The organism is Anabaenopsis arnoldii (assembly GCF_028331025.1).
In the GTDB taxonomy this organism is placed as follows: domain Bacteria; phylum Cyanobacteriota; class Cyanobacteriia; order Cyanobacteriales; family Nostocaceae; genus Anabaenopsis; species Anabaenopsis arnoldii.
Genome location: NZ_JAQMUH010000194.1, coordinates 56,240 through 70,498 on the forward strand (window position 1 = coordinate 56,240; position 14,259 = coordinate 70,498).

The following is a 14,259-nucleotide window of genomic DNA, read 5'->3' on the forward strand; positions in this document are numbered from 1 at the left end:
TCTAGTATTAGCGGTTAGCTATTACTTCTTTTTCCAGGCGCTCTAGGCGTTGTGCTAATAGTTCTTCTAAAGAAATCAAAGCTTTGGTAAAGCCATCAATACCTTCTGCTAGTTTATCCGATGCCATGCGGTCAGCCTTGTGCATCTTCTCAAAAGTTGCCTTGTCAATAGACATCTTTTCGATTTCCATGGTTGCTACCCGAGCGGGATCAAGTTTCCGTGGTAGTTCCCCAATGGTGGCTTGCAATTCCGCCAACAGTGCGGGGGAAATGGTCAGCAAATCACAACCGGCTAATTCTGTGATTTCGCCAATGTTACGGAAGCTAGCCCCCATAACTTCGGTTTTGTAACCAAACTTTTTGTAGTAGTTGTAGATTGTGGTGACAGATAATACCCCAGGGTCTTCCGCGGATGGGTAACTATCTCTGCCAGTATCTTTTTTGTACCAGTCGAGAATGCGACCCACGAAAGGAGAAATTAAGGTAACACCGGCTTCGGCACAGGCGATCGCTTGATGCAGACCAAACAATAGAGTTAAATTACAATGAATACCTTCTTTCTCTAAAATTTCCGCAGCGCGAATCCCTTCCCAAGTCGAGGCAATTTTAATTAGTACCCGTGAGCGGTCAATCCCAGCCGCCTTATATTGGGCAATTAATTCTCTGGCTTTGGTAACGGTAGCTTCAGTATCAAAAGACAAGCGAGCATCTACCTCTGTAGAAACCCGACCCGGAATAATTTGTAGAATCTTTAACCCAAAAGACACTGCTAAACGGTCAAAGGCCAGAGTCACAATATCCCCTTGGCTAGCAGCCGCACCGGCATCTTTTTTAGCTTGGAGCAAAGTTTGATCAACAATTTCCTGATATTCTGGCATTTGTGCTGCGGCTGTAATCAGGGAAGGATTAGTAGTAGCATCTTGGGGTGTAAACTTCTCAATGGCTTTAATGTCCCCTGTATCTGCAACCACAACCGTCATTTGACGTAATTGTTCTAGTAAACTTTTAGACATATTTCTCTCCATGAGTTGTGCTAGTTTAGGACTTTCTTGATTCCCTTGTTCGGTGCCCCATCCTTTTACTGACAATTACTAACTAGGCAATTTTACTGAAATTTTGCCTGATTTACTGGCAGTTTTGTGCCTCAGCCCTATTCTAAGTGCTTTCTACCCAAATTGGCTGTCCAATAGAATGCACTTTAATTAAACTTGTTGTTCTTAGCTGACTAATTCACAAACCAGAAGTAATTTATTCTTTCTGTGACATGGACAACATTAAATCCACCACGCGATTTGAGTAACCCCACTCGTTGTCATACCAAGCAACCACTTTAAAGAAATGGGAATTTAATTCAATCCCCGCGCCAGCATCAAAAATACTCGAATGGCTATCACCTTGAAAATCAGTCGAAACTACTTCTTCATCAGTATATCCCAATATACCATTTAATTCACCCCCGGCAGCGCGCTCCATTGCCGTGCAGATATCTTGGTAACTCGTAGCTTGGGCAGTTTTAAAAGTTAAATCAACCACAGAAACATCGGGAGTCGGAACCCGGAAAGCCATACCAGTTAACTTACCTTTTAATTCTGGCAAAACCAAGGCCACTGCTTTAGCAGCACCGGTGGAGGAGGGGATAATATTTTGTGCCGCACCGCGACCACCCCGCCAGTCTTTTTTGCTCGGCCCATCTACAGTGGGTTGAGTTGCGGTCATCGCGTGAACCGTGGTCATCAACCCTTCGGTCAGTCCAAAATTATCATTGATGACTTTAGCTATGGGAGCTAGGCAGTTGGTGGTACAACTGGCGTTAGAGACAATTAAATCTTTAGCTGGGTCAAATAGGTGATGATTTACACCCATTAACAGTGTCTTCACTCTCTCTGGATCTTTCGTGGGAGCAGAAATCACCACTCGCTTGGCACCAGCTTGTAAGTGTTTACTGGCGCTTTCGTAATCGCTGAACAGTCCAGTGGATTCTACAATATAATCTGCTCCCAATTTGCCCCAAGGTAATTCAGCCGGATTCCTCACGGACATACAAGGGATAAAATGCCCATCAATCAAGATACCGTCTTCTTTGGCCTCAATTTTACTGTTTAACTTGCCATGGGTGGAGTCGTATTTCAGCAGATAAGCCAGGTTGTCTGGTGGTACTAGGTCATTAATGCCCACAAACTCAAGACTGGGATGATTCAAACCGGCGCGTAATACTAGTCTTCCAATCCGACCAAAGCCGTTGATGCCAACTTTTAACTTAGTCAAGATTAAACCTCCTGTGGGACTTTTACTGTTTACCTTATGATCCTGACAGTCTTCACTAGTTAAGCTATATTTACTTGGCATCTTTTAAGGTTTTCACCTTCTGGCTAGTTCTTCAGCCTATGGGACAAAACTCAATTGCGCCTGAATGGTCATACCATTCAGGCGGTGCTGGCAAATCTCAATTAGTGTTTCGTACACAATCAAAAATACACTTAGCTGATCCCTAAGTCTTGTTTACTACTTTTTAACTGTTTCCAAAGAATCTGAATTTGCTTGTACGCTTCCTGTGGGGACAACTTACCACCAGTTTGTAAACTACAAATGTAGTTGACTCGTTGAGAAAAGTCTTGCAGTTTAGCATTAAAAACCAAATGCTCTGGTTTAAACTCTCCGGAATATGGACTGCGAGGATAAAGAAAATCACTTAATTCACAGAGGATATCTGTTTGCGGATTCATAGATGTTAAGATTTATAGTCTTTTTTCATCGGCTTTTGATGCACATGACTGTATGCAATATATGGGCTGCGATCGCCTGTTATGATCTGCCCAAAAATTCAGAATTTGCTCACCCACCTGTTGAGGATGAAAGTAGTGAAAGAAATGATACCCTTGGGGAAATTCCCACATTCTATCTTCTGGTTTGAACCAATTGCGCCAGTCATGTAATGCCGGTGGATTGACTACACAATCAGTCTTGCTACCGCATACCATCATGGGCATAGCAACCCCTCCCTTGGGTAAATATACCAACTTAAACAGAGAATGGGGCGACGGTGATTGCTCTAAGTCTTTATCTAAGGCAGCGATTAACTTCTTTGTGGTATGACTAGGTTGTTTGCCAAACAGGCTACGAACAATATTTACCAGAACTTGCTCCCGGCTAATGCTGAACAACTGTCGTTGAAAGTAATAATGGGCGTGCCAAGTATTAGCAGGTTGGGACGCTACAGCTAAGAGCGTTAGCGATCGCACTTTTTGGGGGTAGCGACGAGCATAACTTAAGGCGATCGCACCACTGATACCATGACCAGCTAAATGGACTGTATCAGGGCAAGAATCTAAAAAATTACCCAGCAACAGCACAGCTTCATCCACAGAACTGGCTTCATCTCGTGTTTGTTGATATTCCCACTGAGCAATATTCATATACCTAGACAGGTATTGAAGTAATGGTTGATCAAAACGCTTCAACGCTGAACTACTATTTAACCAAACAACATCCAATAAGTCAGACATAAATAACCGTAATTGTGCTGTGTAAGGGGTGATAAGTTTAGCAGCCACGGACTCTTGAAAAGGTACATAGGCGATGCCGGGCTGCTATTTTCTACAAGCTAAACTCAGTCTTCAACTGAGTCACCCAAGTTTGAATGCGCTCATCTGTGAGATCAGATTGATTATCATCATCCAGAGCTAAACCACAAAACTTACCATTGCGCACAGCTTTAGAAGCGCCAAAATCATAGCCATCAGTAGGCCAATAGCCCACAGTTTTACCACCCTGTTGGGAAATCTTTTCTTCCAAAATCCCCATAGCATCTTGGAAGTTATCAGCATAACCAATCTGGTCTCCAGTACCAAAATAAGCCACCATCTTACCAGTAAAATCAACCTCGTCTAAATCAGGATAAATACCCTCCCAATCGCTTTGGAGTTCCCCAATATTCCAAGTTGGGGAACCAATAATCAGATATTCATACTCAGCAAGATCAGCAATATCCGCCTGAGAAATATCGTGTAAAGTCACAACATCACCACCAAAGGCATCACGAATGATTTCCGCCGCAGATTCAGTTTTCCCAGTTTGAGTACCGTAGAACAAACCAATTTTTTTTGACATTTTGACACCTGATAAATAGTTTTAAATGCAGTTGGAGGGTTGAAATTTTACCCTGAGATATCTACCCAGTTTAATGAATATATATCTCAATAAGCTCTGAAGATATCTTAGCAGAGTTATTGCCATACTTTATCAGTAATTTAGTGTAAATTTTCGTAAACAGACAGATATATAACCTCTGAAAAGCCTATAAATATTAGGTTTTAACCATTTTGGTAGTTGAAACTTTTATAAAAATCAGAAAATTTTTTCTCTAAAATGCTAGTAAATCTCAATAAGACTGTGGTAGAGTGCAAACAGCTCACACAATGTTAATAAACTTTCCACATTTATTAGGCTGAATCCTGTTTTGAGATTTGCACAACAAAACAGGAATTTGGCCATTTTGTCCAGGAGTACGTAAATTAAACTATCAGGTATGAAGGTTGGCTTGTTCTTGTAACCACGGATCTACAGGCTGTCCATCTTTACGCCGTAGTTCAATTTCTACCACCATAACTTCTAGGAAGGGGGCGCAGGCTGTTGATGGAAAATAATATCATCATCTCAGGGGTTATGTTTGCGTTCTTTGAGCCAGTCCTGTACCTTGATTGTAGCAAAAAATGATTGCCCCTGGTCAAACAGCCGGGTAATCTGCATTTGTAATGTATGGGGATTAATGCGACCCTTTTTTTAAATCCTCTGTGGATTAAACCTTATTCCTAGTTTATGTCACAGGCAGTAAAAACAACTTCTAGAGTACGGTAAACTGTCATACCCAACCGATGATGTATTCGTTAGAATGAAAATGACCAACCTACTTGAGAGAACACCAGGATGGAAGTTGGATACAATGCTGATAAACGTAAATTGCTGTCATCTGTGTGTCACGGGGCAATTTTCTTTAGTACGACATTATTCTCTATTGGGGTTCCCATTGTCATTAACTTAATTTCCGATGACCCAGTGGTGAAGAGTAATGCTAAAGAATCCATTAATTTTCACTTTAATGTTTGGTTTTGGGGAACCGTAATTGGAGTACCAATTGGGGTTATATCTTTTCTCACATTTGGATTGGGGGGAATTTTGTTCTTTCCTGTGGTTGCATTGGGTTTTGCACTGCATTGGGGATTGACAATTTGGGCGCTGTTGCACTGTTTCAGTCAGCCAGATGAACCATTGCGGTATCCTTTTATTTTCCGAGTTTTCTAATGGTGTTTCATTCGATATTTTTCTCACAGAAGAGGAATACAGGTTAATATCCCTGTTCATTTTCCCATGAGATGGTTAAAATAATTGCTGTGTCTGACTTAGGACTGACGCAAGTTGGACACGAAATTAAATTATAATTTTATCATCTATAAATCATCAAATATATTCCCTCAATTCAGCCGCCAGTAAGAGGAAGATAATCATCAGAATTTTTATGCTGATAGGTATAAATATTCTACACCTGTAAGTATATGCCTCTTTACAAACTTGAAGAATTTGACCCTAACTACCGAGAAACATTTGGCGGTGATGACGTGAAAACCTTAGACCTTTACACTGAAGGCGGAGTTAGAGTTGGTTCAGTAGCTGATGCTTTAGTTGACCAAGAGGGACGTTTTCGGTATTTAGTTATTGACACCAGCTTCGACTCTGTGAGTAAGAAGATATTACTACCAATTGGGCTTTCTCACATTAATTATCCCGCCCAACGTGTTTATGTTGACGGACTGAGTAAAGAACAAGTTGAGTATTTACCTGAATACCAAGAAACTATCAATGTTGATGAGGATTATGAAAAAGAGGTGCGCCTTGTTTTTCGCCCTGAAAGTAGAGATATCTCTGAACAACAGGATATATCCCTTTACGAAAGAGAGCCAGATTTATATAACTTAAATGAACAATATCATCAAACTCTCAGGCTATATGAAGAACGTTTGATTGCTAATAAGCATCGGGTCAAGACTGGGGAGGTAAAAGTTGGTAAGCACGTTGAAACACAAATTGCACAGGTGACAGTACCTGTGAAGAAAGAACGTGTTTTGATTGAGCGCGTTCTTCCCACAGAAATAGGAACAGTGGTAGACCCAAAAGCTCTTAAATTTCAAGAGGGGGAAATAGCACGGATAGAATTGTACGAAGAAAGGCCGGAAATTCGCAAAGAAGCCTTTGTACGGGAAGAAATTAGAGTTAAGAAGGTTGTAGACCGCCACACGGTAGAAGCACAAGACACCATTCGGCGAGAACAGTTAGATATTGATACTACAGGGGAATTACATATGGATGCAGCTAGTAGAAACCCTGAACAAGCCTTTTGAGTAGCTAATTAGGGAATGTAATTTGGTGATTCATATCAAAGGTAGGTAGGGGAAATTTCGCCTCTACCTCTACTTTTATTGTGAATTTAACAGAAATATCAGAAATATATAACTTTTGATGTGATGTCAATGTATTAATTCAGTCAATAGTAAGAGGGAAAATAGCTAATTAACCTTTATGTTATTCATTAACAGATGGTATCAAAACTCAAAGGTAAATGTCATGGCTCTTCACAGATTGGCAGATGTGGCTCCAAATTATCGTGAAACTATTCAAGGTAATGATATTCAAGGCTTAGGTGTCTACACCGACAGGACTGATGAAAAGATTGGGACAGTAAGTGATGTTTTAGTCGATGAAGAGGGACATTTTCGTTATCTAGTTGTTGATTTAGGTTTTTGGATATTTGGTAAAAAAGTACTACTACCCGTTGGACGTTCCCGCATTGACTATGATGCTGCTCGCGTCTACGCCATTGGTATGACTAGGGAACAGGCGGAAAATTTACCGGAGTTTGAAGAAGGTAGAACACTTGATTATGACTATGAAGAACAGGTAAGGGGGGTTTATCGTGATACCACCCCCCATACTTATAACCGTGATACTTACACTTATGAACATGAACCTTCTTTGTACGAGCTAAATCAGCAAGACCATCAAACTCTACGATTGTATGAAGAACGGTTAATTGCTGACAAAGTTCGCCAAAAAACTGGAGAAGTAGTCATTGGTAAGCACGTTGAAAGTGAAACTGTCAAGGTTTCCGTTCCCATAGAAAAAGAGCATGTTGTCATTGAACGTGTGACTCCAACAGATGTGGGTCAGGTTGTTCCTCCTAGCGAAGCTAACTTCCGTGAGGGGGAAGTCGCTCGTATAGAAATCCATGAAGAGACTCCTGAAGTTCGCAAAGAGGCTTTTTTACGGGAAGAAATTAAAATCGATAAGGTTGTAGAGCAAGAAACAATTGAGACTCAAGACACTGTGCGCCACGAAGAGTTAGATGTTAATGCTCCTAATCTTCGCGTTGAGGAGCGCTAATCAGTAATTACAACTAATAACCAATTAAAGAGCAAGTGCGGGTGTGCCTTTTTTAATAGTTACTAGGTTGAACTACTTCACTATCGATTCTCAGGCTATGGTGGTTTAAATACTCTACCATAAGCCTGATAACGGTGATGTAATCAAAACATTTTATCAAGAGTAGAGCTTATGTCTGAATATTTAAAACTGCAAAAAGCAGATGGTCAAAAAACAGTAGATAAATTAACTGAACTAAAAACGCTGAATAACAAGATGATTAAAAGTCAAACTGAAGTTGAGGAAGAAGATACTTTTCGTTTAATAGAAGAACGATTGATAGCTGATCATAAAAAATCCAAACTTGGTGATGTTATTATTCGCAAAGAAATTGAAACTCAAATAATACAAGTACCTGTGAGGCGTGAAAAATTAATTGTGGAGCAAGTTAGTCCAGAGAATAAACGACTGGCAGAAATTGACTTGACACAGGGTGAGATTTCTGGTCTTGAGTTCATCGAGGATGATAGACCATTAGGAACGGTTCTAAATACCCATGTAAATGTGAGTGGTGAATTCAGTTCGCCGAAAATTGCTAGTTTACTTTTAAATGCGATCGCTCAGGAAAAAAATCACGGCTGTGAGCAGGTAAAAATTACAATTGCTGTGACAAATGAGTCCCTACAGAAGAAATATCAGGAGTGGTTTGCTCGTTGTTCTAAAGGCGAGAAACCCCTGGGAGCAAAATAAGCGGATCAACTTGATAAACTTTATGTAATGTCCGACCATTCATACATAATAATAAACAGTTTGTACTGATTTTATTGAGTTTGATTAAACGGACATGATTTTATTGAAAAAATTTTGGCAATCTTCAATTTTAGGGCTGCTATGGACTTTGATAACTGCTACCCCTGGAATGGGAGCTGAACGGATTAGCTTTTTTTACCCTCCTTTTGGGGAATTCTCCCTGAGTCTGGACTCATTAGCAATATTTGCTCAAAAAGGGAAAATCACTGATGAATTTTCCTTTTATGCACGGCGGGTTAATCCCCAGCAACTGGCTCAATTACGAGAAGTGCTACAGCAGGAATTTAATGTTACTCCTACTCTTGTATCTCAGGTGAGTTACTCACCTATAGGCGAAGACCTCATAGACCGTTTAGGGGGCTTAATCCGCACGGAATCAAGGCAAAATGGCTTTTACGCCATCAGAGGTGCTTTAATACTAGCTGCTGCTTCTCCAGAAGGCTTAACAGTGGTGAATTTTCTGCGTCACTTTCCCTCCCCCACAGTACGGTTAAATTTTACAGAGGGGCTAAAGTTGGTTGATGATTTATCGCAGGTATTAGAGAAAAGGGATGAGGTTGTAACTTGGATTCAACAAGAAGCGATCGCCCATGGTGCGCCCATTAATTGGAAGCAACGGCCGGATTTAGCTGCATCTGGTCCGTTTACTTGGCGACGAACCGAATTGATACTCCGGGATAGGTCCCGCGATGTTCTTCGCATCATACCCACAGATATTTATCTACCACAAGGAACAGCGCCGCCTTTTCCTCTGATTGTGATTTCTCATGGTATTGCTTCTGACCGTTCTTCTTTTGCTTATTTGGCTGAACATTTAGCATCCCACGGTTTTGCTGTAGCGGTATTAGAACACCCGGGGAGTAATGCGGAACGTGTTCGGCGCTACTTGACGGGTTTGGCTGGGCCATTAGAAGCCGAAGAATTTATTAACCGACCTTTAGATATTAAGTTTCTCCTGGATGAACTTGAGCGCAGAGAAAAATCAGATCCTAACCTCCAAGGACTCAACTTTGAGCAAGTCGGAGCCATGGGACATTCTTTTGGTGGTTACACTGTGTTAAGTTTGGCAGGAGCCAAGATTAATTTTGACCAACTGCAACAAGATTGTAGTCCGAATATTTCCTCTTTTAATTTGTCGCTGTTTTTACAGTGTCAAGTTACGCAGTTAGAAGTTAAAGATTATGCACTCCAAGATGACCGCATTAAAGCTGTATTGGCTATTAATCCTGTATCTAGTTCAATTTTTGGTGAAAGTCAAATCGGCCAAATTCGAGTTCCTGTGATGCTGGTGGCGAATAGTCAGGATATTGCTACCCCTATGGTGTCTGAGCAGGTTCGGCCTTTTACCTGGTTGACTACTCCTAATAAGTATTTGGTATTAATTGAAAATGCTACTCATTTCAGTGCGATCGCCCAAATAGATCCAGAAAATAATGTGTTACCTATACCACCGGCTTTACTCGGTCCAAATCCTGCGCCAGCTTATTCTTACCTTCGGGCTTTGAATCTGGCCTTTTGGCAAACACACCTTGTCAATCGCCCCGAATATGCTTCTTATTTACGACCCTCTTATGCTCAATATCTCAGTCGATATCCTCTCAATCTCAGTCTGTTAAATTCTTCCTCGGCGGATTCATTGAGTCAAGCATTGCAAGAATTCACTCTTCGATTATCGAAAAAATGGTTTTAAAACCCCGTTGTTCTACGACGGCTTTTCTTGATTCTTGGCAAAAAACTTGCCTAAAAAACAACAAAAAGCTAAAATGCAATAGTCGGCATGGGGCATCGGCACGACTTTAAATGGACAGGGAGTGACTATAAGACTGCTTCGGCAGCGAGTTACTGTGAACTGTCAAGAATCACCGATAGCGTAGCGTGGCGTAAGCCATACTTCAAGATCGGTGAGTATGTCAAAAATGCTAAAATCCTCTCGTAAACAGTGAGGATAACTTAATGCCAGTTGCTGCTAACTCTATTAAGTTTGGTACAGACGGTTGGCGGGGGGTGATTGCTGATGAGTTCACCTTTGAACGCCTAGCATTAGTGGCACCAGTTGCCGCTCAAGTCTTATATAATACATATAATTCTACAGTTGGCAGCAAAACTATTATTGTCGGCTATGATCGCCGCTTTATGGCCGAGGACTTTGCTCGCACTGTGGCTGATACTGTCTGCGCTGTCGGCTTTGATGTTTTACTCAGCGAAACCTACGGCCCAACTCCGGCTTTTAGTTGGGCGGCTAAAGAACTTAATGCTTTGGGGGCGCTAGTTATTACAGCCAGTCATAACCCCGGTACATATTTAGGTCTAAAAGTCAAGGGTCATTTTGGGGGTTCAGTACCGCCAGAAGTGACAAAAGAAATTGAAACTTTATTATCTGCGGGTGTACCACCAGCAGCTAAACCCGGGAAACAAGATATATTTAACCCCTGGCCTAGTTACATCACAGCCTTAAAAGGTAAAGTGAATATTGCCAAGATTCAAGAGGCGATCGCCTGTGGTAAACTGACATTATTCGCCGATGTCATGCATGGTGCGGCAGCTGGGGGATTGGGAAAATTACTCAAACATGGGGTTCAAGAAATCAACAGCAACCGCGATCCTTTATTTGCAGGAGGAGCGCCAGAACCTTTACCAAAATACCTATCTGGTTTATTCTCAGTCATCAAAAGCCACCGCCAAACAGACACATCAGGTTTAACGGTGGGGTTAGTATTTGACGGGGACTGCGATCGCATCGGCGCAGTAGATGGAAAAGCTAACTTTTTGAGTTCCCAAATCTTAATACCTATATTAATCGACCACCTTACCCAAAGGCGGGGTTTTACAGGTGAAATTGTTAAAACTGTCAGTGGTTCAGATTTAATTCCCCGGGTAGCAGCACTGCATAATTTACCAGTTTTTGAAACAGCAGTGGGATATAAGTACATCGCTGATAGAATGTTAGCAGCACAGGTGTTGTTAGGTGGTGAAGAGTCGGGAGGAATCGGCTATGGTAGTCATATTCCCGAACGTGATGCACTGCTATCAGCATTGTATGTTTTAGAAGCTATTGTATCATCTGGTCTCGATTTAAGCGATTATTACCGGGATTTACAACAGAAAACAGGTTTCACCTCCGCTTATGACCGCATTGATTTACCTTTAGCTAGTATGGCAGTGCGATCGCGTCTTTTACAACAACTGGAAACCGAACCATTAAGGGAAATTGCGCTCAAAGCAGTAGTTGATTGTCAAACCATAGACGGTTATAAATACCGGTTAGCTGATGACAGCTGGTTAATGATTCGGTTTAGCGGTACTGAACCGGTGTTACGTCTGTATTGTGAAGCAGCAACACTTGAGGAAGTACATCAAACCTTGGCTTGGGCAAAAAATTGGGCGACCTAAACTTTTAAATGAATATATGACTAAAACAATGGTAGTAGCTACGGGTAACCCCGGTAAGCTCCGGGAACTACAAGCTTATCTCGCTCATTCTGGTTGGGAATTAACCCTCAAACCACCAGAATTAGAAGTTGCAGAAACCGGTACAACTTTTGCAGACAATGCTTGTCTCAAGGCCTCCCAAATTGCTCAAGCTACAGGACAATGGGCGATCGGTGATGATTCTGGGTTACAAGTAGATGCTTTAAATGGCGCACCAGGGGTTTATTCTGCACGTTATGGTCAAAGCGACTCAGGTCGCATTGCTAGGTTATTACAAGAGTTAGGTAACTCAGAAAATCGCCAAGCTCAGTTTGTCTGTGCAGTGGCGATCGCTCGTCCTGATGGTAAAATAGTTTTACAATCCACAGGGGTATGTCGCGGCGAAATTCTCCATACACCCAGGGGTGAGGGTGGTTTTGGCTACGACCCTATATTTTACGTTCCTGAGCAGCAATTGACTTTTGCGCAAATGTCACGGGAGATCAAAGGGTCAATTAGCCATCGGGGTCTTGCTCTCCAGGCTTTAATTCCTCAGTTGGCAGATTTGGAAGCATAAATTAAATTAAATGTTTCCCCCTCTTGGGAAATCTGACTGAAGATTGTAGCGGTTCTAACTTGAGTAGGATAACTAGATTTTGACGATTGTTGAAAATGAAGTTAAAACTTATTCAGGTAAAGATATGAAGTCTTTGGCCAAAGTCGCTTTTATGCTACTATTTAGCAGTATGGCTGTTACTGCTTTCAATCCCATATCTCAGGTTTTAGCTCAAGAAGGGGAAACCTCCCCACAGCAACCCGGTCTTAGTCAAGAGTCAGACCAACCAGAGTCAAGCACATCTACCCCTGAAGCTACTGTTAATCAACAGCTAGATATTAAAGTAGAAGCAGAAAATGAAATTGAAACAGAATCCGCACCTCCCGCACATATGATGAATACCCCAGATGGTGGGGGTGAATCTGGTTCTGAGTAAGTATTACGTTGTCTGGGTCTAGAAAAATTATCAAGCAAAAGGGGACAGCCAGATGCACAATTTTGATTATGTCATTCTGGGGGCTGGATTAGGTGGACTTTCCGCCGCAGCTTGTTTAACCAAGCAAGGATACAGGGTGGCTGTTTTAGAAAAACATTACCTACCTGGCGGGTGTTGTCACACTTTTGATTATGGTGACTATAGTTTTTGCGCTAATGTCCATTATATATCTCAATGCGCACCTAGTCAAACTATTGGGCAATTTCTCAACTACATTCAGCGCCATGTCCCCTTTAATAGCCTTGACCCAGACTGCATAGACCGGATAATTACACCGGAGGTAGATTTTAAAATTCCTCTAGGATGGGAAAACTTGCGATCGCGGTTACTCTCCACCTTTCCGGATCAGACAACTGCTATTAATGGCTACTGTGACACAATTGCGCAGATACATAGGGAAATGCGTAGCCTAGGGGGGGAAATACGTTGGTATAATCAGAATTTGTCAGACTGGTTGAAGTTACCTAAATATTTCCATTTATTTAGAAAGCGCAACTGGACTTTACAAGACTTATATGACCATGTGGGTTTATCACCCAAATTACAAGCAGTACTAGGGGGACAAAGTGGTGATTATGCACTACCACCTCATGAAATCGCCTTACTGATCCACACTTCCCTAGTTTGGGATTACTCAGAAGGCGCTTACTATCCTCAATACCATTTTAAGCAGTTTGTAGATAGTATTACAGATGCGATCACCGAAGGGGGAGGTGTAATTAAATATTCAACTCCTGTCCAGCATATTGAAGTTAATCAACAGCAAGTACAATGGGTAACTGCTGGTGATCAAACCTACCAAGCTAGTAAGGGCTATATTAGCGACCTTGACCCCAAATTAACAGTAGAGTTAATACACGACACCACAGCTTTGAGCTTAAGGGAACGTCAACGCCTTACCAATTACGAATACTCAACTAGTGCATTTAATATTTACCTGGGTTTAGATAGTCGCTTTCAACCAGAAAATTATAGGATTGGTAACTGGAATATTTGGTATTATCCCACAGGAGACTTAAACAGGGAATATCAACGCCAATTTCAGGGAGACCTCAGCCAACCTTGGATTTTCCTATCTTGTCCCACGATGAAATCTAGAGATAACGCCGGAATAGCTCCACCAGGTCATCATATCTTAGAAATTGCCACTGTCTGCCCTTACGAACCATTTAAGCATCTGCAAGACACCGACCACCAAGGCTATAAAGCCAAGAAACGGGAAGTTTACCAGCAGATCATGACCAGTGTTCGAGATTTAATTCCCGATGTAGACCAGTACGCGCGCATGAAGGTTTCTGGTACACCCACCACCAGTGAATTTTATCTCGGACAACCCCAAGGTAATATTTATGGTGCAAAGTTAGTACCTGAACAAGTGGGGTTAAATCGGTTAGGATATATTACAGAGTTGCCTAACTTGTTTCTTGTGGGGGCTACTGCTGGCTATCCTAGTGTACCAGGGGTAATTGGTAATGGTATGGATGTTGTGGAACTGATGACAGGACAAGGAGTTAGGGGAGAGGTTCCGGCTTTGTTTTCGCCGAAAATCAGCAATATTCAGCATAGCCGGGAATGATAAT

Annotated in this window: 14 protein-coding genes and 1 pseudogene; 9 read left to right on the forward strand and 6 right to left on the reverse strand. The window is 41.8% G+C overall.

Annotation, left to right across the window (positions count from 1 at the left end; translation table 11 throughout):
• Positions 1-7: 7 nt before the first annotated feature.
• The 6 genes and pseudogenes from PN457_RS17500 to PN457_RS17525 all read right to left on the reverse strand — a co-directional run bounded on the left by PN457_RS17500 (position 8) and on the right by PN457_RS17525 (position 4,745).
• On the reverse strand, positions 8-1,012 hold the full coding sequence (locus tag PN457_RS17500) for a transaldolase (protein WP_271734847.1): 1,005 nt from the start codon (positions 1,010-1,012) through the stop codon (positions 8-10).
• Between the two features lie 235 nt (positions 1,013-1,247).
• A complete protein-coding gene (gap, locus tag PN457_RS17505) occupies positions 1,248-2,264 on the reverse strand; it encodes a type I glyceraldehyde-3-phosphate dehydrogenase (protein ID WP_271734848.1) in 1,017 nt (338 codons plus the stop codon).
• A 212-nt stretch (positions 2,265-2,476) separates the two neighbouring features.
• Positions 2,477-2,722: a DUF7219 family protein gene (locus PN457_RS17510; protein WP_271734849.1), complete on the reverse strand. Its 246-nt coding sequence runs from the start codon at positions 2,720-2,722 to the stop codon at positions 2,477-2,479.
• Positions 2,723-2,734: 12 nt separating this feature from the next.
• A complete protein-coding gene (locus PN457_RS17515; protein WP_271734851.1) occupies positions 2,735-3,502 on the reverse strand; it encodes an alpha/beta fold hydrolase in 768 nt (255 codons plus the stop codon).
• 91 nt (positions 3,503-3,593) lie between these two features.
• Positions 3,594-4,106, reverse strand: a complete 513-nt coding sequence (gene fldA, locus PN457_RS17520) for a flavodoxin FldA (RefSeq protein WP_271734852.1) — start codon at positions 4,104-4,106, stop codon at positions 3,594-3,596.
• Positions 4,107-4,518: 412 nt separating this feature from the next.
• Positions 4,519-4,745, reverse strand: a pseudogene (locus PN457_RS17525) (hypothetical protein).
• A gap of 177 nt (positions 4,746-4,922) precedes the next feature.
• On the opposite strand from PN457_RS17525, the gene PN457_RS17530 reads away from it, so the two are divergent.
• The 9 genes from PN457_RS17530 (at position 4,923) to PN457_RS17570 (ending at position 14,255) form a co-directional block, all read left to right on the forward strand.
• On the forward strand, positions 4,923-5,297 hold the full coding sequence (locus tag PN457_RS17530; RefSeq protein WP_271734854.1) for a DUF4870 domain-containing protein: 375 nt from the start codon (positions 4,923-4,925) through the stop codon (positions 5,295-5,297).
• Positions 5,298-5,548: 251 nt separating this feature from the next.
• Positions 5,549-6,391, forward strand: a complete 843-nt coding sequence (locus PN457_RS17535; RefSeq protein WP_271734855.1) for a DUF2382 domain-containing protein — start codon at positions 5,549-5,551, stop codon at positions 6,389-6,391.
• Between the two features lie 223 nt (positions 6,392-6,614).
• On the forward strand, positions 6,615-7,430 hold the full coding sequence (locus PN457_RS17540; protein ID WP_271734857.1) for a DUF2382 domain-containing protein: 816 nt from the start codon (positions 6,615-6,617) through the stop codon (positions 7,428-7,430).
• A 171-nt stretch (positions 7,431-7,601) separates the two neighbouring features.
• Positions 7,602-8,159: a DUF2382 domain-containing protein gene (locus tag PN457_RS17545; protein WP_271734858.1), complete on the forward strand. Its 558-nt coding sequence runs from the start codon at positions 7,602-7,604 to the stop codon at positions 8,157-8,159.
• Positions 8,160-8,253: 94 nt separating this feature from the next.
• On the forward strand, positions 8,254-9,909 hold the full coding sequence (locus tag PN457_RS17550) for an alpha/beta hydrolase (protein ID WP_271734860.1): 1,656 nt from the start codon (positions 8,254-8,256) through the stop codon (positions 9,907-9,909).
• 263 nt (positions 9,910-10,172) lie between these two features.
• The gene (locus PN457_RS17555) at positions 10,173-11,609 is read left to right on the forward strand and encodes a phosphoglucomutase/phosphomannomutase family protein (protein ID WP_271734861.1); all 1,437 of its coding nucleotides are present in this window, start codon (positions 10,173-10,175) and stop codon (positions 11,607-11,609) included.
• Positions 11,610-11,625: 16 nt separating this feature from the next.
• Positions 11,626-12,204, forward strand: a complete 579-nt coding sequence (gene rdgB / locus PN457_RS17560; protein ID WP_271734862.1) for an RdgB/HAM1 family non-canonical purine NTP pyrophosphatase — start codon at positions 11,626-11,628, stop codon at positions 12,202-12,204.
• A gap of 79 nt (positions 12,205-12,283) precedes the next feature.
• On the forward strand, positions 12,284-12,619 hold the full coding sequence (locus PN457_RS17565) for a hypothetical protein (protein ID WP_271734864.1): 336 nt from the start codon (positions 12,284-12,286) through the stop codon (positions 12,617-12,619).
• Between the two features lie 52 nt (positions 12,620-12,671).
• Positions 12,672-14,255 carry a phytoene desaturase family protein gene (locus tag PN457_RS17570; protein ID WP_271734866.1) on the forward strand — a complete coding sequence of 528 codons (1,584 nt, stop codon included), beginning with the start codon at positions 12,672-12,674 and terminating at the stop codon, positions 14,253-14,255.
• Positions 14,256-14,259 lie beyond the last annotated feature (4 nt).